The sequence below is a fragment of the Nonomuraea sp. NPDC050328 genome (assembly GCF_044459405.1).
In the GTDB taxonomy this organism is placed as follows: domain Bacteria; phylum Actinomycetota; class Actinomycetes; order Streptosporangiales; family Streptosporangiaceae; genus Nonomuraea.
In genome coordinates, this window is sequence record NZ_JBITIW010000012.1 from 24,968 (window position 1) to 50,785 (window position 25,818).

Here is a 25,818-nt window from a genome sequence, read left to right on the forward strand (position 1 = left end):
CCAAGGGACCAGTGCAGCATGTCGTCGAACCGGTTCGACAATCAGGAGGTGATGGTGGCGACGATCGGAGACGTGGCCCGGGAGGCTGGGGTGAGCCGCAGCACGGCGTCGTACGCGCTGTCGGGCAAGCGGCCCATCTCACAGGAGGTGCGCCGGCGCGTGCTGGCGGCCGCCGAGGCGCTGGCGTACACGCCGAACGCAGGCGCCCGCGCGCTCGCCACCGCCCAGACCAAGGTCCTCGGTCTGCTCGCCCAGTTCCACGAAGACGAGTTCGCGCCCGCGATGTTGCAGTACATCCTGGGCGTCACCAATACCGCTCGGGACGTGGGCTATGACACGCTGCTGGTCACCGAGGCCGACGGGGTCCGGGCGCTGCGCCGCGTCACCGACTCGCGGATGGTGGACGGCGTGGTGCTCCTGAACATCGCCCAGGACGACCCCCGCCTGCCCATCCTGCGGGCCGCCCCGCAGCCCGGCGCACTGGTGGGCCTGCCCGGCGACTGCTCCGGCCTGGACGTGTTCGACCTGGACTTCGAGGAGGCCGGCCGGGCCATGGTCGATCACCTGCACCGGCTCGGCCACCGCGAGCTCATCCTCATCTCACAGCCTGAGCACGTGGTGGAGCGGGGCGGCGCGTACGTCTGGCGCCTGCGCGACGCCGCACTCGAACGTGCCCGCCAGCGCGGCATCACCCTGCACGCCGTGTACGGCGAGTCCCGGCAACCGGCCGTGGGGCGCCTGCTCAACCAGTTCCTCGACGCCCACCCCGAAGCCACCGGCCTGCTGATCAACAACGAGGCGGCCGCGGCGGCGCTGCCCTCCGTCACCCACGCGCGAGGGCTGCGAGTACCTGAGGACCTGTCGGTCATCGGGCGCTACTCCCCCGAGTTCGCCGCGACCTTCTCCCTGCCCTACTCCCATATCGACAGTGCACCCGACCGCCTGGGCGCCATGGCGGTGCGCCAACTCGTGCGCCGCGTGGAGTCCCAGGCGGCCCGTGAGGAGCCGTTCGTCGTGCGCTTCATCTCCCCCGAGCTGGTCTCACTCGGCAGCACCGCACCCCCGCTTCCCCGCTGACCTCGGGGAAGACAGCCCACACCGTTCCACTGCGCTCATTGTTAGCGCTAACACTGGAGAGATCGGATGAACCGTACGTCCGCGAGGGCCGCCATGATCGGCACCGCCGTTCTGGCTCTGGCCGCCTGCGCATCCACGCCGCCTCAGAGCGGCGCCACGCCCGCCGAGGCGAGCGGCGGCGGCGCGTACACCTGGTGGGACCCGTACCCGCAGCACGATGCGAGCTCCGCGTGGGCCGGGCGGGTGAGCACCTGCGGACAGCAGGCCGGCGTCACCATCAAGCGCACCGCCTACGACACCACCGCGCTGACCAACCAGGCCCTTCTCGCGGGCCAGGAGGGCAATGCGCCCGACGTCATCCTCCTCGACAACCCGGCCGTCTCGACCCTGGCGGACGCCGGCATGCTGACCGCCATGTCGGATTTCGGCCTTGAGGTGAACCGGTTCGACAAGAACCTCATCGCCGCCGGCGAGCTGAACGGCAAGACCTACGGCATCCCCATCGGCGCCAACACCCTCGCGCTGTACTACAACAAGAAGATCCTCGACCACGCCGGCGTCGATCCCGCCTCGATCAAGGACTGGGCGTCGCTGAACGCGGCGCTGAAGAAGGTCAAGGCCGCCGGCAAGAAGCCGATCACGTTCGCCGCCATCGGCACCGAGGAGGGCTCCTTCCAGTTCCTGCCCTGGTTCTGGGGCGCCGGCGCCCAGCTCACGCAGCTCGACTCGCCACAGGCGATCGAGGCCCTGCAACTGTGGAGCTCCTGGCTCAAGGACGGCCTCGCGCCGAACTCCGTGATCAGCAACTCCCAGAACACGGCCTGGGAGGAGTTCCTGACCGGCGAGTTCGCCTTCGCCGAGAACGGCACCTGGCAGATCAACAGCGCCGCCGAGGCGAACTTCCCGACCGGTATCGTGCAGATCCCCGGCAAGGGCGGCGGGACCGCCGCCACGCCCACGGGCGGCGAGTTCATCACAGTCCCGGTCCAGAAGGACACCAAGCGCTACGACGTCACCAAGAAGATCCTCGAGTGCATGACCACGCCCGAGGGCCTGGTCGAGACCGGCACCACGTTCGCCTACTACATCCCCTCCACCGCCGACGGACAGCAGGCCATCCTCGCCAAGGAGCCGAGCCTGAAGCCGTGGGTGGCGGCCGTCCAGTCCGCCAAGGGCCGTACCAGCGACAACCTCGGCACCAAGTACCCGAAGATCTCCGAGGCCCTCTGGACCGGCGTGCAGAAGGCGCTGAGCGGCGCGGCGAGCCCGGCTGACGCGCTCAAGGACGCCCAGGCCCAGCAGGCCACCGGCGACTGATCGGACACCCCATGGCTTCGATTCGCACGGCCGGAGCGCTCGCGCACCCCGCGCACCGGGCGGCGCGGCGGCCTCTCCGGTGGACGACGCTGGCTTTCCTCGCGCCGCTGATCGTCTACCTGCTGCTGTTCTACGCCTATCCGCTCTACCGCAACATCGAGCTCAGCCTCCACGACTACACGCCCCGCGCTTTCGTCCAGGGCAATCCCGAGTTCACCGGCCTGGACAACTACGTCAAGATCCTCTCCGACGGCGCGTTCCTGCGCGCGCTGGGCAACACGGCGCTGTTCACCCTGGGCTCCATCGCCGTGCAGTACGCGCTCGGCCTGGCCCTGGCGGTCTTCTTCCACCGCGGCTTCCGGCTGTCGGCGGTGCTGCGCGCGATGTTCCTGGTGCCGTGGCTGCTGCCGCTGATCGTGTCCGCCTCGACCTGGTCGTGGATGCTCAACAGCGAGAACGGGATCGTCAACGCGGCCCTGCAGGCGTTCGGGATCGGCCAGATCAACTGGCTGACCTCGCCGGACACCTCGCTGCTGGCGGTCACGATCGCCAACATCTGGCTCGGCATCCCGTTCAACCTGGTCATCCTGTACGCGGGGCTGCAGAACATCCCCGCCACCCTGTACGAGGCCGCCGGGCTCGACGGGGCGAACGGGTGGCAGCAGTTCTGGCGCATCACGTTCCCGCTGCTGCGCCCGGTGTCGGCGATCACGCTGCTGCTCGGCCTGATCTACACGCTCAAGGTCGTCGACATCATCTGGATCATGACCAGGGGCGGGCCGGCCGACGCCTCCACGACGCTCGCGATCTGGTCGTACCGCGAGGCGTTCGGCACCGGGCAGCCCGACTTCTCCCCCGCGGCGGCGGTCGGCAACCTGCTCATCCTCATCGCCTTCGCCGCCGGGCTGGTGCACGTGCGGCTGCGGAAGGAGGCCCCATGAGAGCGTGGAAGACGGCCGCGGGCGTCGTCCTGGTGGCGGTGATGCTCTTCCCGGTCTACTGGATGGTCAACGTCTCGCTCACGCGGACGAGCGACATGCGGGCCGACCCGCCGCACTGGTTCCCATGGAACCCCACGTTCGAGGGGTACGCGGCGGCCTTCGGCCAGCAACTCCCCGCCCTGGCCACCAGCCTGTTCATCGGCCTGGGCACGGTCGTGCTCACGCTGGCGGTGTCGCTGCCGGCCGGTTACGCGCTGGCCAAGCTCTGCCCACGCGGCGGGCGGGCGATCGACTTCCTGCTGCTGGTCGCCCAGATGATCCCCGCGGTCGTCATGGCCATGGGCTTCTACGCGATCTACATCAGGCTGGGCCTGCTCAACACCGTCCCAGGGCTCATCGTGGCCGACTCGACGCTCGCCGTGCCGTTCGGGGTGCTGCTGTTCCGCGCGTTCATGGCGGGCATCCCCGGCGAGCTGCTGTCGGCCGCGCAGATGGACGGGGCGACGACGTGGCGGACGTTCCGCTCGATCATCCTGCCGCTGAGCCGCAACTCGGTGATCACCGTGTCGCTGTTCACGTTCCTGTGGGCATGGTCGGACTTCATCTTCGCCTCCACGCTCAACCGCAACAGCGACGTCATCCCCATCACGCTCGGCATCTTCCGCTACATCGGCAACAACACCACGCAATGGAATTCGATCATGGCGACCGCCGTGATCGCGTCTATCCCTGCGGCCTTCCTGCTGATCCTCGCGCAGCGCTACATCGCCGCCGGGGTCACCGCGGGCGCGGTAAAGGACTGACAAGAGAGGTTTCGCCCTATGAGCAGCCCCGTGCTGCCCTCCCACGGCCGCCTACGTCCGCTCGGGCTCCCCCAGGTCCGCCTCACCGGCGGCTTCTGGCACGAGCGGCAGGTCGTGAACGCCTCGGCCACGCTCGCCCACTGCGAGTCGTGGATGGAGCGCCTCGGCTGGCTGGCCAACTTCGACCGGGTCGCCGACGGCACCACCGGGCCCGACCGGCCCGGCTGGCCGTTCTCCGACTCCGAGGTCTACAAACTGCTCGAGGCCCTGGCCTGGGAGGCCGCGCGGACCGGCGACCCGGAGGCCGAGGCGGCGATCAAGCGGCTCACCGCCCGCGTCGCCCGGGCCCAGGACCCCGACGGCTACGTGAACACCTGTTTCGGCCATGGTGACCAGACGCCGCGCTACAGCGATCTCGAAGGCGGGCACGAGCTGTACAACACCGGCCACCTGCTGCAGGCCGCCGTCGCCCGGCTGCGCACGCACGGCGAGGACGACCTGGTACGGCTCGCGCGCCGGGCCGCCGACCATGTCTGCCGCGTCTTCGGCCCGGACGGGCGGGCGGGCATCTGCGGCCACCCGCAGATCGAGCTCGGCCTGGCCGAGCTCGGCCGCGCTCTCGGTGAGGAGCGCTACATCGAGCAGGCCCGCCTGTTCCTCGACCGACGCGGCCACGGGACGCTGCGCGACATCCCGCTCGGCCGCGCCTACTTCCAGGACGACCTCCCCATCCGCGAGGCCGACGTGTGGCGCGGCCACGCCGTCCGGGCCCTGTACCTGTCCGCGGCGGCCGTGGACGTGGCGGTCGAGCTCGGCGACGACGAACTGCTGCACGCGGTGGAACGGCAGTGGGAGCGCTCGGTCGCGCGGCGCACGTACATCACCGGCGGCATGGGCTCGCGCCACCAGGACGAGGGCTTCGGCGAGGACTGGGAACTGCCGCCGGACCGTGCCTACTGCGAGACCTGCGCCGGGGTCGCCTCGATCATGGTGTCCTGGCGGCTCCTGCTGGCCACCGGCGAGGTGCGCTACGCCGACCTGATCGAGCGCACGCTCTACAACGTCGTCGCCGCCTCGCCGAGCCCCGACGGCCGGGCCTTCTTCTACGCCAACCCCCTGCACCAGCGCACACCGGGCAAACCCGCCGACCCGGAGGAGGTGAGCCCGCGCGCCGAGGGCGGCACCCGGGCCGCCTGGTTCGACGTCTCCTGCTGCCCGACCAATGTCGCCCGCACCCTGGCCGGCCTGCACGGTTACCTCGCCACCAGTGACGACGACGGCCTCCAGCTCCACCAGTACGCCCCCTGCTCGATTAGCGCCGAGCTGCCGGGCGGCCGGCGGGCCGGCCTGCGGGTCGAGACCGGCTACCCGCGGACAGGGACCGTCCGGGTACGGATCACGGCCGACGCCGACGCGCCCTGGACACTAACCCTGCGCGTCCCCGCCTGGGCCTCCGGAGCCACCTTGACCGACGAGGGACGCACCCGGGAGGTCGCCCCGGGCGTGGCCGAGCTGCGGCGGGCCTTCCGCGCGGATGACCTCATCACGCTCGATCTGCCGGTGGAGCCCCGCTTCACCTGGCCCGACCCGCGCATCGACGCGGTACGCGGCTGCGTCGCCGTCGAGCGCGGCCCCGAGGTGCTCTGCGCCGAATCGCACGACCTGCCCGGCCCCGCCGCGCTCGACGCCCTCGTGATCGACACCCGCGCCGGGCTCAAGGCAGGTGACGACGCCGCTTTCGCCCGCGCCCTGCTTCCCTCGCATCCCGGCAGCGCCTGGCCCTATTCCACCCGTCCGGCGGCTCCGGAGAGCGACGCCGGATGGATCGACCTCCCGCTGCGGCCTTACCACTCCTGGGCTCAGCGGGGCCCGGCGGGCATGCGCGTCTGGCTGCCCGCCGCCACCCCCACCCCTGAAGGAGAGTGACATGCGTCCACGCGTCAGAGCACTGTTGTTAGCGCTCACAACCGCCACCGCCTCCATCGGCGTCGCCGCGACCCCCGCCCGAGCGGCCGGCGCCACCCTGACCGTCAACGTCGCCCAGCCGTTCCGCCCCGTCACGCACGCCGCCTCCGGCGGCCTGTACGGGCTGGCGGAGAACTCCCGCCCGGCCGACTCCACGCTGCTGCCGATCAAGGTCAACTCGCTGACGCAGCCCGCCCCCGGCGTCGGCCAGCGACCCAACGGCCAGCCGCCCGGCGGCGACTCGCTGCTGATCGCCCCGCAGGCCGACCGCGTCGGGGCCGGCCAGTTCATCCGGATGCCCGACATCTACCCCGACTTCCCCTACCGGTGGGTGAGCTGGAACGACTGGCTGGCCAAGGTCGACACCATGGTGCGGGCGCGACTCAACGCCACCACCGTCACCAACGTCCTCGGCTGGGAGCTCTGGAACGAGCCCGACTTCACCTGGAACACCGCCGCCGCGGGCAACTTCAACGACGGCTGGGTGCGTACGTACCGGGCCGTGCGCGCCCTCGACCCGCAGACGCCGATCGTCGGCCCGAGCACGGCCGTCTACAGCCGCTCCTGGATGCAGGCGTTCCTGACCCGCGCCCGCGACACCGGCACGCTGCCCGACATCATCTGCTGGCACGAGCTGCAGAACCCGGCCAGGGTCGCCGCCGACCTGGCCGACTACCGCAACCTGGAGGCGTCGCTGGGCATCAGCCCGCGCCGCATCGCGATCAACGAGTACGCCGCTCCCGCCGAGGTGGACGTGCCCGGCCGGGTGGCCAGTTACGTCGCCAAGTTCGAGCGCGGCGGCGTCGAGTCCGCGCACCGCGCCTTCTGGTACGAGTACGGCACCATGAACGGCCTGGTCACCGGCGGCAACCAGCCGACCGGCACGTGGTGGCTGTACAAGTGGTACGGCGACATGGCCGGCAACATGGTCGCCACGACGCCCGGCGGGCAGGCCGGACTCGACGGATTCGCCTCCTACGACCCCTCCCGCAGGATCGTCAACGTGGTCTTCGGCGACGAGGCGGGCACCAACACCATCGACCTGACCGGCCTGCAAGCGCTCGGCTCAAGTGTCCGCGTCACCCTCCTGTCCACCCCCTCCAGCGGCCGCTTCACGGCCGTGGCCGCCCCCACCACCGTCTCCACCACCACCCATGCCGTCTCGGGCGGCCGGCTCACCGTTTCCGTGCCGAACATGGTCGCCACCAGCGCCTATCAGCTCGTCGTCGAGCCGGCCTCCGGCGTGCCCTCCTACCAGCAGCGCTACGAGGCCGAGAACGCCTCCGTCTTCCGCGCCCAGCGGCTGACCTCGGCCAGCGCGTCGGCGGGCGGTTACGTCGGCCGCATCGACAACTCCGGCACCCCGCGAACCGACAGCTACGTCGACTTCGTCGTCAACGTGCCCGCAGCCCGCGCGTACACGATGACCATCGGCTACGCCAACGGCACCGGCGCCACCGCCACCCAGGGTCTGGCCTACAACGGCGGCGCCTGGAGCACGGTCAGCTACCCAGCGACCGCCGGCTGGGGCCAGTTCGGCGCCACGGTCAGCACCACCGTCAACCTCCGCGCCGGATACAACGTGATCCGGCTGGCCAAGGGCTCGCCGTACTTCGCGGGCGGCACCGGATACGCCGAACTGGACTACATCCACCTCACCTGATCTCGAAGGGACGCTCGGCTCCATGACTGTCGCCGCCTCAGGCCCGATGTTCTCCCCATGGGAGATCCCGTTCAGCTACCACGGATCGTGGTTCGGCTTCTCGCCCGTGGTGGCGGAGGGGACCTACGCGGAGGAGGTGCATCTGGTCTCGCACCAGAGCGGCATGCACGCGGTCATGAAGCTGATCCCCGAGACCGCCGCCGCGATCACGGCCACCCCGCACCGGCTCACCTGGCAGGACGGCGAGCGTCTGATAGACCTCGCCTACGAGAGCGTGGACACGGTGCGGGTGCGAGGCCGCGGCCTCGGGCTGCGCCTGCTGGCCGCGGACCCGGTCCTGACGCCGTTCAGCGGGCCGTACTTCTACCAGGACCCCGTGGACGGCTCGTACGTCTTCACCCTCTACCAGACCGGTCGCCGCTACCGGATCACCCTTCTCGGCGGGCGGGCCGAGCACCTGGGCGCGCAGGTGCTCGGCGCCGCCGAGCGGGGAATCCGCCTGAGCGGCGAGTGGGAGATCGCCGTCGAGGAGTACGAGACCGCCCGCGCTCCCTACGCCGCCCAGAACTCTTTCGATCAGGTGGTCAAGGCGGCGCGGGCGGAGTTCGAGGCGTTCGCGGAGGCGGTCGCGCCGTGGCGCGGCAACCGGACGCCCGCCGCCGAACTGGCTGCGTACGTGTTGTGGTCGGCCACCGTGCGCCCGGCCGGTTTCGTCACCCGCCCGGCGGTGCTGATGTCGAAGCACTGGATGGACAAAGTGTGGAGCTGGGACCACTGCTTCAACGCCATCGCCCTGGCCGCGGGCCTGCCCGGCCTGGCCTGGGACCAGTATCGCCTCCCCTTCGACCACCAGGACGCCTCCGGCGCTCTGCCCGACTCCATCACGCACTCCGAAGTCCTCTACAACTTCGTCAAACCGCCTGTCCACGGCTGGGCCCTGCGGCATCTTCCCGCGGCGCCGGACGACGTATACCCGCTGCTGGAACGCTGGACCATCTTCTGGCTCACCGCCCGCCGCGTCCCCGGCCACGAGCTGCCGCACTACCAGCACGGCAACGACAGCGGCTGGGACAACGCCACCACCTTCGACACTGAACGCGTCGTGCAGAGCGCCGACCTGGCCGCCTTCCTCATCCTCCAACTGCGGGAACTGGCTCGCCTGGCCCCCGACCAGGCCGCCTCCGGCCGGTGGAGCGCGCAGGCCGACCGGATGCGCGACGCCCTGCTCGCCGAGCTGTGGGACGGTGAACGGTTCGTCGCCCGTGGCGTGCTGTCGGGACGTTCCTGGTCCAGCTCAAGCCTGCTCGACCTCATGCCTATCGTGCTGGGGAAGGAGCTGCCGCGTCCCGTCCGGGCGGCGCTGGCCGCCGGGATCGAGCGGCATCTGACCGCGTTCGGGCTCGCGACCGAGTCGCCGGACTCGCCGCACTACCTGGACGACGGCTACTGGCGCGGTCCCATCTGGGCGCCTTCGACCGTACTGATCGAGGACGGGCTGCGCCGCGCCGGGTATACGGATCTGGCCGACGAGATCAGCAGCCGCTTCCGCGCGCTGTGTGAGATGGCGGGGTTCGCCGAGAACTTCGACGCCCGCACCGGCCAGGGCCTGCGCGATCGTGCCTACACCTGGACGGCCGCCGCCTATCTCCACCTGGCCGCCGCCCACGTGAGGCGAACCTCGTCCTCGGCTCGTGCGCGACGCGGGCGCCTCAGCTCGCCGTGAGCGTGCTGTCGAAGCCGGCGGCAAGCCGGCGGAGTGGCGCATGACGACGCCCGCTGGGCGCCGCGGCCGCCTCATGCGACGGCGACGGCGTCGATCTCGACGAGAAACCCCGGGCCCAGGCCGGCCACCACGTGGACGGTGATCGCCGGCGGCGGGTCGGCCCGGTTCCACACCTCCTGGAAGGCGGCCACGCCCTCGTCGAACGCGTGCCCATCGACCACGGCGATGCGTCAGTGCACGATGCTCGCCAGGCTCGCTCCCTCGCTCTCCAGGATGGCCGCGAGGTTGCGCAGCACCTGCCATCAGGTGCGGCGGCGGCTCCATGAACTCATCGCGGATGGCGGCGGTGCGGTCGGTCAGCGTCATCAGCTCGGTCAGCGGGTCCATGCGGGTCATCCCGCCCGACACCGGCCGGTGCTCGTCGGCGCCCAGAGCGGGGCGGCCGTCGGCGGCCGCGTGCGCCAGCGCCCACCGGTCGAGGTGGGCGGCGGTCTCCTCCGGCCGGGCGGTGCCGGCGGGCATCCGTGAGCCCACGCGCGTCTCCAGGCCAGACACGCCATAGATCTCTTCGATGACCAGAGGGCGGCGTACCACCTGCTCCCACTCCTCGACGGCCTGGCGGAAGTGGGCGTGCGCCGACTGCTTGGTGATGTCCAGGGCGGGCCGATGTCCTCCCACTCGACCACCTCACAGGGCCGGCCGGGGTAGACCGCGACGAACCCGGCGGCGAAGTCGGCCAGCTCGCGGGCGGTGGCGGCCAGCGCGAGCTTGGCAAGGGAGTCTTCGGTGAACGGGCCGTCGTCAGATCCTCGTCCTGCCTGCTTGATACGAGCCATCAGCCGGCGAAGCGGCGGCGGGCGAACTCGAGTGGCCGATGACCTCCGACACTGGCCCACGGCATGCGGCCCGATGACTGCCACAGGCGAACGTGACTGCGGCGACGCTGATGTGCGGCCCGTACGACCGAGCCCTGAGGGAGAGCGCTGTTAGCAGGACGGATTCCCCTGGACCTCGTCCAGGGGAATGGCGATGTGCGTTAGCACTGCTCGACTTGAGCGGCGAGCTCACCTGCGCCGGCCATGATCCCCTCGGGATCGCAGGTTCGGTATCCGGGCGAGCAGGTCGTTCAGTTCCTCTGCCGTGCTCATGAGCAGGTGGCCGTTGCGGGTGGCCTGAAGGGGTTCCAGGACGAAGACAGCCCGGGTGGATTCCTCGGTGACGCGGGTGCGGTGCGCGCAGGCCGCCGAACCTGGAGCCGGCGATGCCGGGGGAGGAGTTGGAGCGCGAGGAAGCCCTGGCCGTCGGTGGGCCGCGAACCATACCTGTGAAGTTCTGACTCCTCCAACCTCGTCTCCGTCCGTACGGCACGAGCTGCCCGCCGGCGCCTTTGACCTGGACCAGATCACCGGGGACGTCGTCATCCACGGCACCGAGCCCCTCACCCCACTCGGCGAACCCGGCACCAGCGGCGTCCTGACCCGTCACCGGAACGCAGCACACCAAGCACGGCCTGGAACTCGGTGCGGGCCAGCGCCTGATCCAGGCAGGAGTGGGCGCCGGGAGCCGAAGGCCAGGTGCGGGTTCAGGCTGCAATGTGGTCATGGACCAGGCCAGAGGACTCCATTGGGGCGGTCCCGCCCATGCATCGCTCGGCAGTAATGATAATAAGAGGACCTATTGACAGGACATACGGTCCTAAGGACACTTCTGGCAGCTTCCAGTGTGAACAGCGTGTGAATGACCCCCGCTCACCTGTCGCGAGGAGACCAAGAATGTTCAGAGCGAAGCGTCTGCACCTGCTCTCCTTAGGCGCAGCCACCGTCCTGGTGCTCGCCGCGTGCGGCTCCGGCGGGCCGGAGACGACCGCTGCACGGGAAGGCGGCAAGCTCGTCGTCTACGGCGCCCTGCACGAGAGCGAGACCGCCCGGCTACTCAAGGCCTTCGAGGAGCACAGCGGTATCAAGACCGAGTTCGTCCGGCTGAGCGCCGGCGAGATCGTCGCCCGGGTGCAGGCCGAGAAGGCCAAACCCACCGGCGACGTCATTCTCGGCGGCCCGAGCGAGAACCACCAGGCACTCGCCCTGTCCGGGCTGCTCCAGCCGTACCAATCCTCCTCTGCCAAGGACTATGACAAGCGCTTCTACGACCCGGCCCACCACTGGCACGGTTTCTACGTGGGAGCGCTCGGCCTGGCGGTCAACACCGAACGCTGGAAGGAGGAGATGGGCGGGCGCCCGGTGCCCAAGACCTGGGACGAACTGCTCGACCCGGCGCTGAAGGACAAGCTGGTCATCGCCCGTCCCGCCTCCTCCGGCACCGCCTACAACTTCGTCGCCACCCAGATCTTCCGCCTCGGCGAGGAACGGGCGTGGGAGTTCATCAAGAAGTTCGACACCACCGTCGCCCACTACACCGACAGCGGCGCGGCGCCCGCCCGGATGGCAGGGGCGGGCGAGTATCCCCTCGCGGTCGCGTTCGGCCATGACATCCTCAAGCCCATCGAGGCGGGATACCCGCTGGAGCTGGTCTATCCGCAGGCCACGGGCTTCGAGGTGGGAGCGGTCTCGATCGTCAAGGGCGGCCCGAACGCCGAACCGGCCAAGAGGTTCGTCGACTGGATGCTCGGTCGCGAGGCCAATCAGCTCCACACAGACCTGAGCAAGCGCACGGCCATCCGCAAGGACGTGGCCGTGCCCGCCGGGGCGGTATCACTCGACCAGCTCAACCTGGTCGACTTCGACGTGCAGTGGGCCGCGCAGAACCGCGACAAGGTGCTGCGCACGTGGACCGAGCAAGTCGGCGGGTGACGGGGTGAGCCTGCTTTCGGACCAGATACGGCCGGCCCCGTCCGGTCGCGCCGGCCGATGGGTTCAGCGGCTGCGCCGCGAGCCCGTCACACTGGTGATGACCCTGGTCATCGCGGGCACACTGGTGGTCTTCGTCCTGTGGCCGGCGGTCAACGTCTTCCTGCGGCCAGAATCGGAGCACTGGGCCCGATTCCTGGGCAGTGCCCGCCTGTGGCAGGTCGCCGCGAACACCGGCCTGATGACTCTGCTGTCCACCGTCTCGGCGACCGTGCTGGGCTTCCTGTTCGCCTACGCGCTCAGCCGTCCGGACATCCCGGGCAAGGCGTTCTTCCGGGTGATGTCGGTGCTGCCGCTGGTCTCCCCGCCCTTCGTCATCGGCCTGTCGCTGATCCTGTTGTTCGGCCGGCGCGGGCTGGTGACGCACGAGCTCCTGGGGCTGAACCTCGACGTCTACGGCCTGCCGGGACTGTGGGCGGTGCAGACCATCGCGTACTACCCGGTGGCCGTGCTCGCGCTGAGCGGCGTGCTGCGGCGGCAGAGCCCCGCACTGGAGTGGGCGGGTCGCGATCTGGGCCGCAACTGGTGGGGCATCTTCCGCACCGTCACGCTGCCGCTGGCCGTCCCCGGCCTGGCCAGCGCCGGGCTGCTGGTCGGCATGTACGTCCTGGCCGACTTCGGGAACCCGATGCTGGTCGCCGGTTCCTACCGGGTCCTCGCGGTCGAGGCCTACCAGCAGGTGGTCGGCGTGTTCGACCCGGGCATGGCCGCTGTGCTCTGCGTCGCCCTGCTGGTGCCGACCGGATTGTTCTTCTGGTTCCAGCGCGTCTGGCTGGAGCGCCGATCGTACGTCACCGTGACGGGCAAGGAGAGCACGCTCGATCCGGTACCGACGCCCGCACCGGTGCGCTGGACGCTGTTCGGCGTGCTCAGTGCGGTGTCGGCCTTCATGCTGCTGACCTACGCCTCGGTCTTCGCCGGCGCGCTGACCAAGACCTGGGGCGTGAACTGGAGTGTGACGCTGGAGCATTTCGAGTACACGGTGCTGCGGGCGGGGGACCTGGCCAACAGCACGCTCTACGCGGTGATCGCGGGCTTCTGCTGCGCGGTGCTCGCCGTACTCGCCGCGTTCTTCATCCAACGCCGGCCCCTGATCGGGCGAAGCGCGATGGACATGCTCGCCGTCCTGCCCGGCGCGCTCCCGGGAACCATGATCGGCATCGCCTGGCTGATCACCTTCCACACCGGGCCCATCGCGATCACCGGGACCGCGCTGATCGTCGTGCTGATGATGATCGTACGGTCGCTGCCCGTCGGCTACCGCAGCGGCGTATCGGCTCTGCAACAGATCGGCCCGTCCCTGGACGAGAGCGCGCAGGATCTCGGAGCGGGCTCACTGCGGACGTTCGGCACCGTGATGTTGCCGCTGATGCGGACGGCGTTCACCGCCGCCTTCATCTACGCGTTCGTCAAGTCCATCAACACCCTCAGCGCGGTCATCTTCCTCGTCTCGCCAGGGACGCAACTCGCCTCCGTCTCGATCATGGGACTGGCCGAGCACGGCTACTGGGGCGAGGCCACCGCGCTGGCCGCCGGGCTGATGCTGGTGACGTTCGCGGCGCTGGCGCTCTTCCGCCTCCTCACCGGGGGCCGGGTCAAGCTGTTCGAGTTGTGAGGAGCCTCCTCGTGGGACCTGACGCATACGTGGCGCTGCATGGGCTGATCAAGAGGTATGGCGACGACCACGCCGTCCGTGACCTGCATCTGGAGATGGCCGAAGGCGAGTTCGTCTGCCTGCTCGGACCGAGCGGCTGCGGTAAGACGACGACACTGCGCATGATCGCGGGCTTCGTCGAGCCCGATGGCGGGTCGGTGGCCATCGACGGCCGCGAGTTGTCCGGCGTGCCCCCGCACCGGCGGCCCACCTCGATCGTGTTCCAGGACTACGCCCTGTTCCCGCACATGACCGTGCGCAGGAACATCGGGTACGGCTTGCGCGCGCAGCGGGTGCCCGCCGAGCAGGCCCGGCGCCGGATCGAGGCGATGCTGGAGCTGCTGGCCCTGGAGCAGCTCGGAGATCGGTATCCCAACCAGCTCTCCGGCGGACAGCAGCAGCGGGTCGCGCTGGCGCGCAGCCTCGTCACCGAGCCCAAGGTGCTGCTGATGGACGAGCCGCTGTCCAACCTCGACGCCAAGATGCGCATCCGGCTCCGCACCGAACTGCGGCAGCTCCACAAGCGTCTCGGGCTCACCACCGTCTACGTCACGCACGACCAGGAGGAGGCGCTCTCCATGGCCGACCGGGTGGCGGTGATGGACCGCGGGGAACTGCAGCAGTACGCGACGCCGGACAAGCTCTACCACCAGCCGGTGAATCGGTTCGTCGCCGACTTCATCGGGCTCAACAACCTCCTGCCGGCCCGCTGCGAGAGCATCGGGGGCGATGATCTGCTACTCGTGCTGGACGACGGCCAGCTCGTGACGGCGGACGCCCGGGAACAGACCCACCTGCCCAAACCGGGTGACCGGGTCCTGCTGTCGATGCGGCCGGAGAACCTCAAACGCCTGCCTCCGGCCGGTCCCGGCCAGCGGGGCGATCCGGCTGAGCGCCGAAACCGCATCAGCGGGAAGGTCATCGGGCAGCAGTTTCTCGGCGCGCTGTCCCGCACCCTCGTGCGCGTGGCCGACCGGGACGTCTTCGTCGACGAGTACGAGACCTCCGGGCGAGGCTTGGCGAACGAGATCACCCTGTCGGTCCAGCCTTCCAGGATCCGGGTGTTCCCAGGGTCCTGAGCAGCTACGGCTGCGCCGCCCACGCCATAGCGGATAAGCACGTAGCCTCGTAGGCGGTGATCGTGCTTCCTGCCCACCGATGGCCAGCTGTGACGCTGGCCGAGAGATGGGGGCAGAAGGAGCTTCCCATCCCGTCCCGGCGCTGATCGATTGGCTTGCTCGAGCTGGTAACGAGCCTCTGACGATGATCTAGCCGCTGGCGGGGCTGGGGTGGCGGGCGGCTTCCTCATCTGGTGGGCGTGGAAGGACGCGGTGCTGAAGGCGGCCGGGGACGGCCTGGGCGTGGAGCTCACCGCGGTGGAGGTGAGCGGGCCGTCCGAGGAGCCGCGGGTACTCCGCTTGCCGCCCGGGGTGGGCGATCCGGCCTCTTACAGCATGCGCGCTCGACGTCGGCCCGGCCGCTCGCGCTGCCCTCGCCGTCCGGGGTTCACTGAGGTACGGTGACCGTCCGCGACGGGTCGGCCCTGCTCATCCCCCGCTGAGCGGAGGTTCGTCCAGAGCGCGCAGGTGGTGGGCGGCCCGGGTCAGGTCGTGGGCGGCCACCGCGCAGGCGGTGAGGTGGGCGTCGATGCTGACGCTCAGCCAGGGCGGGGCGGCCTCGCCCAGGTCGGCGAGGATGCGGCGCAGGCGTGCGGTACAGGCGGCCAGCGCGCGGGCCTGCTCCTCCAGGCGGTCTGCCGAACTCATGGCGAGGCCTCCTCAGGTGATCGGCACGGGCGCCCCGGCGCTGCGGAGCGTCTGGTGCGCGGGGGTGGACAGGCACAGCAGCGGGCGGGCGCCGTGGAGGCCGAGGTCGGTCAGCAGCCTGGCGAGAGGGTGCCCGGTGGCGGCGACGGCTAGACGCACCCTCGGTGCGGGATGCAGGCGGGTACGGCCTCGGACCTGGATCGTCGAACGCAGCACCGTGCCGTGGCGGTAGCCGTACAGCACGTGATCATGAGCGGGGACGGGCAGGCCGGGGCCGAGTGGGCCGCGCAGGACGACCGGGCCGGTCTCGGTCCGCAGTGGGAAGGCGTGCGGCTCGTACCCCCAGAGGTCGGGGGCGGCGGCGGCGAGCTCGGGCGAGCTGGTGAGGCCGCCGAGGAGGCAGGTGCCGGAGCGGCGGCGGCCGGGCGGCCGCAGCAGGTCGAACCAGACGCCCCAGCGGCGAGGCCGCCACGGGTCGTGGACGAGCAGCCCGGCGGTCAGCTCCCGGTACGGCCCGGCGCTGCTGTCGTGGTGGTCGCTGAAGCAGAGGCTGACCACCGCGCGGGCCCCGGCCGAGGCGGGAGAGCCGAGCCGGACGCCGGAACCGAGGCCCCGCCAACTGAGCCGGACCGCGGGACCGAGACCCCGCCAGCCGAGCCGGACGGCCGGACCGAGGCCCCGCGTGGCCAGGAGTTCGGCGGCGACCGCGGGGTCGGCGGCGAAGTAGGCGGTCACGGAGCTGCCCCGGGAGCAGGTGATCGGCAGGTCCAGGCCGTGCCGCCGGTAGGTCGGGACGGTGAGGAACGGGTGGCCGGGCGGCGCCGGCGGGTCGTCGTAGAGCCGGTACAGCCGGGATTCGGTGACCGGCCCGCGGTAGAGGGTGAGCGCGGCGTCGATGCGGGCCCGTGCCTCGGGCAGGTCGTCGGTCAGGTTGGCCAGGTAGCGGCCGATGCTGTGGCAGATCGGGAACAGGTGGCTGGGGTCGCGGTAGTCGACCACGTACCAGTCGGGGTGCAGCTCGAAGCAGGTGCCGCTGCCCTGGCCGTCCAGCGTGGGGATGATGTCGTGCTGGTTGGTGACGCTGGCGATCCAGGTGCGCGGGTCGGCGGGCCGTTTGAAGTCGATCGGCGAGCCGACCGCGACGGCGTGCGTGACGCGGTAGCGGGCGCAGAACGCGGGGTCCTGGACCAGGTTCATGATCGCCGAGCCGCCGGTGCTGTGCCCGATCAGCGCCAGCTCGGCCCCCTCCGGCAGCCCGAGGTCGTGCACGGCCTTGGCGACAGCCCTGCTGTAGGGGCTGGAGGCGAGCACCGAGCTGCTGAAGGCGCCGAGCAGGTCCTGCGGCGAGTCGTTGTCCACCCGGCCGAGCCGCATGCCCGGGGCCTGCACGACGTGCCGGGTCACGCCGTCCGGGCCGGTGACGGCCTGGATCAGGACCCGGCCGGTGGTGCCGATGGTGGCGATGTTGGTGAGGAACGCGAGCAGCGAGCCGTGCTCGTTGAACCTCTCCCCCGCCCTCGGCGCCGTACGGCGAGCCGCCCCTCGCCCGCGGTCGAGGGCGGCGACGAGGCGGTTGCTGATGCCGGTGATCGGGTCGGCGGTGGCGTACCCCTGGCCGGTGGCGATCAGCCAGGCGGCCCGGTCGTTGAGCGGGTTCTCGTCGAGGAGCGCCTTGAGCGCGAGGACCTCGCCGAAGACCGGCGCCAGGTCGCTGAGCGCCCGCACCGCGCCCCGGTCCTTCACCAGCGCGCGCATCGCCCGGAGCGAGGCGAGGTCTCGGTCGGCGGCCACGGCGTCGATCAGCCGGCGTAGCAGGGGGTCGTCGGCCAGTTCGGGGTGGAGCCGGGCGACCGCGGTGATCCGGAGCCGGAGCGAGGTGGCCAGGACCAGGACGGCCAGGCTCTCCCCGCCCAGCAGCCCGCCCAGCCGGGCGGTGACGGCGCCCAGCCCGCCGCCGGTGATCGCGAACCCCAGGCCCCTGCGGCTGGTCAGCGCCCGAAGCAGGGCCCGCTGCGCCCGCCAGCTCCGCACCGGCGCGCGTGCCGTACCGCGGGTGGTGCTCGCGAGCGCGCGGGTGGCTTCGGCCGCGGCCTCGTGGATCGCCACCCCCACCTCGGCCAGCTCCCGCGCCGCTCCCCGCAACAATCGCGCCTCCCCCTCGCCCGTCTCCAGGTCGGACCCGTCCGACGGGGTCATCGCAGGCCTCGGCGGCTCATGCTGACGAAGCGGGGCCGCGGGTCCTCGGGCGTGTTGCGGTGCACCAGGTCCGACAGGCTCCGGGTGCTCGCGATGACCTCCATCCCGGCCGGCGAGAAGGTCTCGGCGGTGAACACCCGCGGCGCGATCAACGGATTGGTCAGCGCCTGCGAGAACGCGTCAATCGCGATGATCTTGGTCAGCAGCGGCGGCAGGATGGCCTCCGGCGAGCCGGGCTCCTCCGCGAACAACCCCACGTAGAGATCGAGGTCGTCCACGCTCCGATAGAGCTCCCGCAACGCCCCGCGCACCCGCGCATCCCCCGTGACCCCCTCGAACCCGCGCACCCGGCGCAACCGGCAGTGCGCCCGGTAGTCGTTGTAGGACGCCAGCCGCAACGCCCGCGAGTCGGCGATGCTGGCGACGTCCACCGGCACCAGCGACGGGTCGGTGTTGAACAGCCCGATCCGCCCCGCCCGCTGCCGGGAGGCCTCCTCGAAGGCCTGGCCCAGCCCGGCGGCCGGCAGCAGGTGCCCGGCGACCAGGGTGTCGCCCAGCGGCAGCTCCCGCCCGCCGACCACGAGCGTGCCGGGGATCAGGCTGTGCCAGCGGTAGACCAGGTTGAACTCCACCGACGCCCAGTTCTCCCGCTGCCAGGGCGCGTGCGCCAGCCGCCGGGTGAGCGCCGGGTCGAGGGTGAAGCGGAAGTGGTAGGGCGTGATGTGGTTGATGTACTCCTCGGCCACCAGCTTGATGACCAGCACGATGAGGATGTTGCGCGCGGTCTGGAAGAGCCGCTCGTCGTCCCAGTGCGGGTACCGCTCGGCCAGCAGCCGCGCGACCCGGTTGTGCTCGCGCAGGAACAGCACGGTGAGCATGGTGAAGCCGACCTGGATGTTGCCCCGGTCGCTGCCGAGCGCGAACAGCCCGGCCCGCCGCTCCTCGTCGAGCTCCTCGAACCGCAGCACCCGCAGCGCGGCGAACTCCGGCTTGATCCGGCCGTTCTCGCACAGGAAGGGCGGGAACTCGCCGCCGTCGAGGACCTGGCTCTTGAGCAGGCCGCCGTCGAAGGTGCGCAGGGCCGCGGTGACGGTGTCGTCGAGGCCGTACAGGGTGTTCAGGTCGATGTGGTGGTTGGAGGTGGTGCGGCGCGGGTCCCTCGGCAGGTTGACGTCGCCGCGCAGGAAGCCGTCGGTGAACCACTGCGCGAAGTAGGCGAACAGCACCGTCGAGCGCGGGCACAGGATCGGCTCGCCGTCCCGGACGAACAACGTGCCGGCCTGCTCGGGGGTCGGGCGGCCGGCGCTTTCCGGGGCGGGCGGCAGGTGGCGGCCGCTGTAGGTGCGGTCGGTCAGCGACGTCCAGGAGGTGTAGGCGGCCATCGTGCTCAGCGGCTCCGGCCTGGCCGGCATCTCGCGGACGGCGTGGTCGATCAGCGTGGCGTTGAGGCGGCGCTGGACCGGCTCGATGCGCTGGGCGAGATCCCACAGCGGGCGGCCGTGCGTCAGCGCCAGGAACCTCAGCCGGTTGACCGCCCCGTCGGTCGCGATGCTCCTGGCCTTCATCGGCGGACCTCCCTGCGGTCGAAGCGGCTCCTGATCCTCATCGGCGGGCCTCCTGGCGGTCGTAGGTCAGCGTGAAGCGGTCGGGGAAGACCGCGCCGACCCGGATCACGTCCCCCTCGGGAGCGGGCAGGCGGCTCAGCCCCGGCCGCAGCACCATCCGCCGCACCACCTCGCAGATGACCGCCCCCGCCGGGTGCACGCCCAGGCAGGAGTGGTGGCCGAGGCCGAAGAACAACCGCAGGTGCTCGGGCCGATCGAGGCGGAACTCCTCAGGATCCGGTACGGCATGCGCATCGAACATCGCCGACGCGGGCGCGGCCAGCACGAAGGTGCCCGCCTTGATCACCGTCTCCCGCGAGGTGCCCGCGGCCAGCAGATGGTCGCGCTCGCACAGCCGCGGCAGCAGCTTGAAGAAGGGGCTGAACCGCAGCGCCTCCCACACGTAGGGGTCGAACCGCTCCGGCTCGCCCGCCACCTCGCCCGCCGCGGCGAGCGCCTCGGGGTGCTCGAAGAGCTGCTCCAGCGCCTCGGCCATCGCCCCGGGTCCGCTCTCCACCCAGCCGAGCGGCAGCCCCGCCATGTTGATCATCAGCCGCTGCTCGTCCAGCCCGAGCTCGGCGGGCAGGCTGGTCCGCAACAGCCGGGACAGGATGTCCCGTTCACCGTCGGCCAGGGCGTTCCGCCGCTCGGCGAGCAGTCCCGCCAGGTAGGCCATCAGCTCCGCGCCCGCCCGTTCCGAGGCCGCCCGCACCGCCGGGTCGCCGTGGTAGTTGGCGAACCCGTCGAGGATGATCGCCCTGGTCCAGCCGCCGAGCGTCTCGGGGGTCGGCCCCGGCAGGCCGAAGTAGTCGGCGCAGATCCGGAGCGCGACGTGCCGGAACACCTCCTGCACCGCCTCGACCCGGACCCGCGGCTCGGCGCCGCTCCTGGCCTCGGCCGCGTCCAGAGCCTCCTCGGCCAGCCGCCCGGCGAGCTCCCGTACCGCCGTCGCGTCCTCCGGGACGAGCAGCGCCCGCATCAGCCCCTTCTCCCGCCAGTTCATCGGCGTGGCGTCCCTGGCCAGCATGAACGCCCCGCCGAGCGCCGCGTCGAGCCGGGGCGCGAAGGCCCGGACGCTGAACACCCGCTCCAGCGACAGCACCTCGGCCACGTCGGCGTAGCGCGTCACCACGGTGAAGGCCGGCGTGGCGAAGATCGGCCGCTCCGTGCGCAGTTCGGCGAAGAAGGCCCGCCAGTCGGTGCGCATCCAGCCCTGGACCATGGCCAGCGCGCGCAGCGGGTCGTCGCGTACGGCTTCGCCGTACCGTTCGAGGAAGGTCTTGCCAGCAGTCATCGGCCGTCATGCCCCTCTGATCTGGATCAATGACATTCTGTAGCCGACCCGGCGACTGCCGTATGTAGTGTTATGACTCCGAAGAGTTAGGCAACGATCACCACCGGGTGACTTACGCCGGGTCAGGGCCGCTCGTTGAATCGGGGATCGTGGATGGCGACGCCGAGACCCTGCCGGTCCCTCGAGGACGCCGAACCTCCTATCTGCTCGTCCTGGTGGTCCTGCCGGCGGCGGGCCTGGCGACGGCGGTGCCCGCGGCGTGGGGGTGGGGGGTCGGGCCGCGCGACCTGGCGATCGCGGCCGTGCTCTACCTGGTGAACATCTTCGGCATCGCGGTCGGCTACCACCGGCTGTTCACCCATCGGGCCTTCAAGGCGCGCCGGCCGCTGCGCATCGCGCTGATGCTGGCCGGCGGGCTGGCGGTCGAGGGGCCGGTGTCGCTCTGGGCGGCCGAGCACCGGCGGCACCACAAGTACGCCGACAAGCCGGGCGATCCGCACTCCCCCTGGGCGTACGGCGACAGCGGCCTGGCGCTGCTGCGCGGCATGGCGCACGCGCACGTCGGCTGGTTCTACACCGCCCGGCGGCGCTCCAACCGGCGGCACTGGGTGCCCGACCTGCTGGACGACCCGGACGTGCGCCGGTTCGACGCCGCCTACCCGCTGGTCGTCGTCGCGTCCTTCCTGCTGCCGGCCGTGGTGGGCGGGGTGTGGTCGCTGTCGTGGACGGGGGCGCTGACCGCCCTGTTCTGGGGCGGATTCGTGCGGTACGCGATCGTGCACCACGTCACCTGGTCGGTGAACTCGGTGGCGCACACCTTCGGCGACCGCCCCTTCCGCACCCGCGACCGCTCCAGCAACGTGCGCTGGGTCGCCCTGCTCACCCTCGGCGAGGGCTGGCACAACTGGCACCACGCCGAGCCGACCTCCGCCCGGCACGGCGTCCTGCGCGGGCAGGCCGACCCGAGCGCGTGGCTGATCCGCTGCTTCGAGCGCGCCGGCTGGGCCTACGACGTGCGCTGGCCCGACCCGTCCCGCCTGACCGGCCACCGCCGGCCCGGCTGAGGCCGGCGGCGTGCCGGTTCCTACAGTGGTGAGATGGAAGAAGTCCTGGTCACGGGCGCGACCGGACGGGTCGGGCGGCAGGTGGCGCAGACCTTGGTCCAGGCCGGTCTGCCGGTACGGCGAGCCACGACCAGCCCCAGGCAGAGCGGCGACGTCCGGTTCTCCTTCACCGATCCCGCCACCTTCCATGACGCCTTCCGAGGCGTGGACCGCATGTTCCTGATGCGCCCGCCCCAGATCGGCGACGTCCGCCGGCACGGCCTGCCGGTGCCGATGACGCTGATCACGCTGGCCCTGTACTTGGCCTGCCGGTTCGGCCTCGCCGCCGGGGTCACCGACGACGTGCGCCGGCTCCTGGGCCGCGAGCCGATCACCTTGCGCCAGTTCGCCGAGGACGAGCACGGGGTCTGGCTCTAAGGCGCGTTCACGACGGGCGGTGAGGTCAGAGGAAGGTGGCGGCGCGGAGGGCGAGGGCGACGACGGCGGCGTCGGCCGGGGCGCGGACGTCGCGGCCGGTTACCTCCTTGAAGCGGCCGAACCGGTGCTGGACGGTGTTGCGGTGGCAGTACAGCGCCGCCGCGGTGCCCGCGATGGAGCCGTCGCCGGCCAGGTGGGTGCGGACCGTTTCCAGCAGCCGCTCGCGTTCGCTCTGGCCGAGGGCGGCCAGGGGGCCGAGCACGCGGGTGGCGAGTTCGCCGGCCAGGTCGGGGCTCTGGCGGGCGAAGACGTCGAGCCAGGCGTCCTCCAGTCGTAGCGGCCCTCCCTCAGGCGTGGCGAGCCGGGCGGTGGCGGCGGCCAGCCGTACCGCGTGGGGCACCGCGGCCAGCCCCGCGACCGGGGGCGCGACCCCGCACGGCACGCCCGCCACCGCACGCAGGACCAGGTCGGGAGCCGCGCCCCGCGCGGGCACCTGCACGACGAGCAGTTCCCCGGACGGCGAGTCGTGCAGGTGCAGCCGCAACCCCAGCCCGGAGGCCGCGCCTCGCAACGACACGACACCGGGGTCGGGCACGGGGGTGGTCGTCCGGTCGGCGGCGAGGACGACGAAGGTGGCCTCCGGGTCGAAGCCCAGGATGCGCCCCGCGTCGCGGACCACGTCGGGGTTGCGCCCGTCGTTGTCCAGGAGCCGGGCGAACCAGGTGCGGCGCTCGTCCTCCCGCTGCCGCCCCATCTCCAAAACGGCCCGCTGGTAGCCGGTCATCAGCCCGGTGTTGTGCCGCTCCACCGCCTCCCACACCAGGTAGGCGGCCTCCAGCAGCTCGGTCAGGTCGGCCGGGTCGGCCTGGGCGACCAGCCCCTGCCACAACACCTTGGCGTCCAGCCGGGCCGCGGCCAGCAGCGAGTCGAGGGGCATGCCCTGTCCGGCCCGCCGCTCCCCCATGCGCTCGGAGTGCGCGGTCAGCTCGGTCGAGGGCCGCCCGTCGGCCAGCTCGCGCAGGATGAGGCCGAGCACGATCCGGGCGCCCCCGCGCACCTCCTCCACGGGCACGAGCCCCTGGGCGTACGGCTCGATCGCGAGGACCTGGGCGAGCCACGGCTCGATGAGTTCCTCGTAGCGCAGCAGCGTCCGAGCGGCCAGCCGGGAAACCACGCCGTTAGTCATATGCACAATTTAACCTGCCGTTTACGCACTGTATCGCCGTTGGCTACCCGTCTACCTGCCCTTACGGTGAGTGCAAAGGAGGTTGGTCGTGCATCTGACGCCTCGTGAGCAGGAACGGCTCACCATCTTCACCCTGGCGGAGCTCGCCAGGCGGCGGCGCGCCCGTGGCCGCAGGCTGAACGCGCCCGAGTCGATCGCCCTGATCTGCGACGAGATCCTGGAACTGGCCTGGGACGGCGCGTCGCTGGCGGAGGTGGTCGCCGGGGCTCAGGCGGTGCTCGGACCGGACGACGTCATGGAAGGCGTGCCCGCCCTGGTCACCCACGTCCAGGTGGAGGCGCTGTTCCCGAACGGCACCGCGCTGGTCGCGGTGGACGCGCCCATCGCCCCGGCCCCGCCCGGCGGCCCCGGCGCGGTGCGCACGGCCGACGAGCCGATCGAGATCAACCCGGGTCACGAGCGCGAGCGGCTGGTGGTGACCAACGGCGGCCCGCTCACCGTCTTCGTGTCCTCGCACTTCCCGCTGAGCGAGGTCAACGAGGCCCTGACCTTCGACCGCGACCCCACGGGCCTGCGGCTGGACATCCCGGCGGGCACCGCCACCGCGTTCCGGCCCGGCCAGACCATCGAGGTGCAGGTGATCCGCGCATGAACAGGGATACCTACAACGCCATCTACGGCCCCACCACCGGTGACCGGGTACGGCTCGGCGACACCGGCCTGTGGGCCGTGGTCGAGACCGACGACGTCACCCACGGCGACGAGCTGCTCGGCGGCTGCGGCAAGACGTTGCGCGACGGGCTGCTGGCCCGCCCGCGCGGCGAGCGCGAGTCGGCGCTGGACCTCGTCGTCGCAGGCGTGGTGCTGATCGACCCGGTGCTCGGCGTGCGCAAGACGCACATCGGCGTCAAGGACGGCCGCGTGGTGCCGGTGCGCGACGCGATCATCGACTCGCACACCGCGATCGTCCCCGGCGAAGGGCTGATCGCCACGCCGGGCATCGTCGACTCGCACGTGCACCTGTCCTCGCCCGAGATCGCCCCGGCGGCGCTGTCCTCCGGCGTCACCACCGTCGTCGGCATGGGCCTGGGCGGGGTGTGGGACGTGGGCGTCAACCCGGCGCGCAACCTGCACACGCTGATGTCCGCCTGGCGCGGCACGCCGCTCAACGTCGCCTTCCTGGCCCGCGGCTCCTCCAGCTCGCGGCGCCTGCTGGAGGAGGCGGTGCTGGCGGGCGCGGGCGGCTTCAAGATCCACGAGGACTTCGGCGCGACGCCGCGGATCATCGACACCTGCCTCGGCGTGGCCGAGGACGCCGACCTGCCGGTGGCGCTGCACTCGGACTCGATGAACGAGTCGGGCTACCTGGCCGACACCGTGGCCGCGACGCGCGGCCGTACCGTGCACGCCTACCACGTCGAGGGCGGCGGCGGCCATCCCGACCTGCTGGAGATCCTCAGCCAGCCGCACGTGCTGCCCTCCTCGACCACGCCGACCATCCCGTACACCACGAACACGGCCGGCGAGCTGTTCCCGATGACGATGACCGTGCACCGGCAGAACCACCACATCGGCAGCGACGTGGAGGTGACCCGCAGCCGGGTGCGCGCCCACGGCATCGCGGCCGAGAACGTGCTGCACGACCTCGGGGCGATCAGCATCGTCAACTCCGACTCCATGGGCATGGGCCGCATCGCCGAGACGGTCCGTCGCACCTGGCAGCTCGCCCACCTGCACGAGCTGCTCGACCCGCGGCCCGGCAACGAGCGCATCCTGCGCTACCTGGCCAAGCTCACCGTCAACCCGGCCGTCGCGCACGGGCTGGCCCACGAGGTCGGCTCGCTGCGGCCCGGCCGCCTGGCCGACATCGTGCTGTGGCACCCGGCCTGGTTCGGGACCAAGCCGGAGCTGGTGATCAAGTCCGGGTTCGTCGCGCACGGCGTGTCCGGCAGCGGCTCGGGCTCGACCCGGCTCACTCAGCCCCGCGTCTACCGCTCCTACTTCGGCGGGCTCGGCGACGCGCCCGCCCTGCTGTCCCGGATCTTCGTCGCCCACGAGGCGCTCGACTCGGCCGACGCCCGCGACACGCTACCGCGCGGCCTGCGCTACGCGGCCATCCGCCACTCCCGCGGCCTCACCCGGGCCGACATGCACCGCAACACCGCGACCCCGACAGTGGTGGTCCCGCGCGAACCCGCGCCCGTCCTCGTCGACGGCGTCGAGGTGAGCATGGAACCCGCCACCCGGGTGCCGCTGGCCCAACTCCACCACTTCGCCTAGGACC

21 protein-coding genes are annotated in these 25,818 nt (G+C 71.4%); 15 read left to right on the forward strand and 6 right to left on the reverse strand.

The features are described 5' to 3' along the window. Positions 1-51: 51 nt before the first annotated feature. From ACIBG7_RS35485 to ACIBG7_RS35515, 7 genes are all read left to right on the forward strand, one after another. Positions 52-1,077 (forward strand): LacI family DNA-binding transcriptional regulator, encoded by a 1,026-nt coding sequence (locus tag ACIBG7_RS35485; RefSeq protein ID WP_397339219.1) that lies wholly within the window; start codon positions 52-54, stop codon positions 1,075-1,077. A gap of 66 nt (positions 1,078-1,143) precedes the next feature. Continuing rightward, entirely contained in the window at positions 1,144-2,394 is a 1,251-nt protein-coding gene (locus ACIBG7_RS35490; protein WP_397339086.1) for an extracellular solute-binding protein, read from the forward strand. 11 nt (positions 2,395-2,405) lie between these two features. Further along, positions 2,406-3,335, forward strand: coding sequence for a carbohydrate ABC transporter permease (locus tag ACIBG7_RS35495; protein WP_397339087.1), 930 nt, complete (start codon positions 2,406-2,408; stop codon positions 3,333-3,335). Next, positions 3,332-4,138: a carbohydrate ABC transporter permease gene (locus ACIBG7_RS35500; RefSeq protein WP_397339088.1), complete on the forward strand. Its 807-nt coding sequence runs from the start codon at positions 3,332-3,334 to the stop codon at positions 4,136-4,138. The genes ACIBG7_RS35495 and ACIBG7_RS35500 overlap by 4 nt, the downstream gene beginning before the upstream one ends. Positions 4,139-4,156: 18 nt before the next feature. Beyond that, the gene (locus tag ACIBG7_RS35505) at positions 4,157-6,064 is read left to right on the forward strand and encodes a glycoside hydrolase family 127 protein (RefSeq protein WP_397339089.1); all 1,908 of its coding nucleotides are present in this window, start codon (positions 4,157-4,159) and stop codon (positions 6,062-6,064) included. 1 nt (position 6,065) lies between these two features. Further along, positions 6,066-7,766, forward strand: coding sequence for a hypothetical protein (locus tag ACIBG7_RS35510; protein ID WP_397339090.1), 1,701 nt, complete (start codon positions 6,066-6,068; stop codon positions 7,764-7,766). A gap of 22 nt (positions 7,767-7,788) precedes the next feature. Further along, positions 7,789-9,489, forward strand: a complete 1,701-nt coding sequence (locus ACIBG7_RS35515) for an amylo-alpha-1,6-glucosidase (RefSeq protein WP_397339091.1) — start codon at positions 7,789-7,791, stop codon at positions 9,487-9,489. A gap of 71 nt (positions 9,490-9,560) precedes the next feature. Here ACIBG7_RS35515 and ACIBG7_RS35520 read toward each other — a convergent pair whose 3' ends face one another. After that, positions 9,561-9,710, reverse strand: coding sequence for a hypothetical protein (locus ACIBG7_RS35520; protein ID WP_397339092.1), 150 nt, complete (start codon positions 9,708-9,710; stop codon positions 9,561-9,563). Between the two features lie 101 nt (positions 9,711-9,811). Between ACIBG7_RS35520 and ACIBG7_RS35525 the strand changes: the two genes are divergently transcribed. The 4 genes from ACIBG7_RS35525 to ACIBG7_RS35540 all read left to right on the forward strand — a co-directional run bounded on the left by ACIBG7_RS35525 (position 9,812) and on the right by ACIBG7_RS35540 (position 15,086). Further along, positions 9,812-10,051 carry a hypothetical protein gene (locus ACIBG7_RS35525; protein WP_357935907.1) on the forward strand — a complete coding sequence of 80 codons (240 nt, stop codon included), beginning with the start codon at positions 9,812-9,814 and terminating at the stop codon, positions 10,049-10,051. A 1,210-nt stretch (positions 10,052-11,261) separates the two neighbouring features. After that, positions 11,262-12,296 (forward strand): ABC transporter substrate-binding protein, encoded by a 1,035-nt coding sequence (locus ACIBG7_RS35530; protein WP_357935905.1) that lies wholly within the window; start codon positions 11,262-11,264, stop codon positions 12,294-12,296. Positions 12,297-12,393: 97 nt separating this feature from the next. Continuing rightward, positions 12,394-13,968, forward strand: a complete 1,575-nt coding sequence (locus tag ACIBG7_RS35535) for an ABC transporter permease (RefSeq protein ID WP_397339093.1) — start codon at positions 12,394-12,396, stop codon at positions 13,966-13,968. An 11-nt stretch (positions 13,969-13,979) separates the two neighbouring features. After that, the gene (locus ACIBG7_RS35540) at positions 13,980-15,086 is read left to right on the forward strand and encodes an ABC transporter ATP-binding protein (RefSeq protein ID WP_397339094.1); all 1,107 of its coding nucleotides are present in this window, start codon (positions 13,980-13,982) and stop codon (positions 15,084-15,086) included. 468 nt (positions 15,087-15,554) lie between these two features. Here ACIBG7_RS35540 and ACIBG7_RS35545 read toward each other — a convergent pair whose 3' ends face one another. From ACIBG7_RS35545 to ACIBG7_RS35560, 4 genes are read right to left on the reverse strand one after another with little or no spacing between them, the layout of a single operon-like run. Continuing rightward, positions 15,555-15,773 carry a hypothetical protein gene (locus ACIBG7_RS35545; RefSeq protein ID WP_397339096.1) on the reverse strand — a complete coding sequence of 73 codons (219 nt, stop codon included), beginning with the start codon at positions 15,771-15,773 and terminating at the stop codon, positions 15,555-15,557. Positions 15,774-15,785: 12 nt separating this feature from the next. After that, positions 15,786-17,969, reverse strand: a complete 2,184-nt coding sequence (locus ACIBG7_RS35550) for a hypothetical protein (RefSeq protein WP_397339097.1) — start codon at positions 17,967-17,969, stop codon at positions 15,786-15,788. Beyond that, the gene (locus ACIBG7_RS35555) at positions 17,966-19,534 is read right to left on the reverse strand and encodes a peroxidase family protein (RefSeq protein ID WP_397339098.1); all 1,569 of its coding nucleotides are present in this window, start codon (positions 19,532-19,534) and stop codon (positions 17,966-17,968) included. The genes ACIBG7_RS35550 and ACIBG7_RS35555 overlap by 4 nt, the downstream gene beginning before the upstream one ends. Before the next feature lie 37 nt (positions 19,535-19,571). Beyond that, positions 19,572-20,867: a cytochrome P450 gene (locus ACIBG7_RS35560; protein ID WP_397339099.1), complete on the reverse strand. Its 1,296-nt coding sequence runs from the start codon at positions 20,865-20,867 to the stop codon at positions 19,572-19,574. 149 nt (positions 20,868-21,016) lie between these two features. On the opposite strand from ACIBG7_RS35560, the gene ACIBG7_RS35565 reads away from it, so the two are divergent. Together ACIBG7_RS35565 and ACIBG7_RS35570 are read left to right on the forward strand one after the other, a co-directional pair. After that, positions 21,017-21,931: an acyl-CoA desaturase gene (locus ACIBG7_RS35565; RefSeq protein ID WP_397339100.1), complete on the forward strand. Its 915-nt coding sequence runs from the start codon at positions 21,017-21,019 to the stop codon at positions 21,929-21,931. A 33-nt stretch (positions 21,932-21,964) separates the two neighbouring features. Further along, positions 21,965-22,348 (forward strand): NAD(P)H-binding protein, encoded by a 384-nt coding sequence (locus ACIBG7_RS35570; RefSeq protein WP_397339101.1) that lies wholly within the window; start codon positions 21,965-21,967, stop codon positions 22,346-22,348. A gap of 25 nt (positions 22,349-22,373) precedes the next feature. Here the strand turns inward: ACIBG7_RS35570 and ACIBG7_RS35575 are convergent, their stop codons facing one another. Then, positions 22,374-23,534 (reverse strand): PucR family transcriptional regulator, encoded by a 1,161-nt coding sequence (locus ACIBG7_RS35575; RefSeq protein WP_397339102.1) that lies wholly within the window; start codon positions 23,532-23,534, stop codon positions 22,374-22,376. A gap of 88 nt (positions 23,535-23,622) precedes the next feature. On the opposite strand from ACIBG7_RS35575, the gene ureA reads away from it, so the two are divergent. Continuing rightward, positions 23,623-24,186, forward strand: coding sequence for an urease subunit gamma (ureA, locus tag ACIBG7_RS35580; RefSeq protein ID WP_397339103.1), 564 nt, complete (start codon positions 23,623-23,625; stop codon positions 24,184-24,186). Continuing rightward, a complete protein-coding gene (locus tag ACIBG7_RS35585; RefSeq protein WP_397339104.1) occupies positions 24,183-25,814 on the forward strand; it encodes an urease subunit alpha in 1,632 nt (543 codons plus the stop codon). The genes ureA and ACIBG7_RS35585 overlap by 4 nt, the downstream gene beginning before the upstream one ends. Positions 25,815-25,818: the final 4 nt, after the last annotated feature.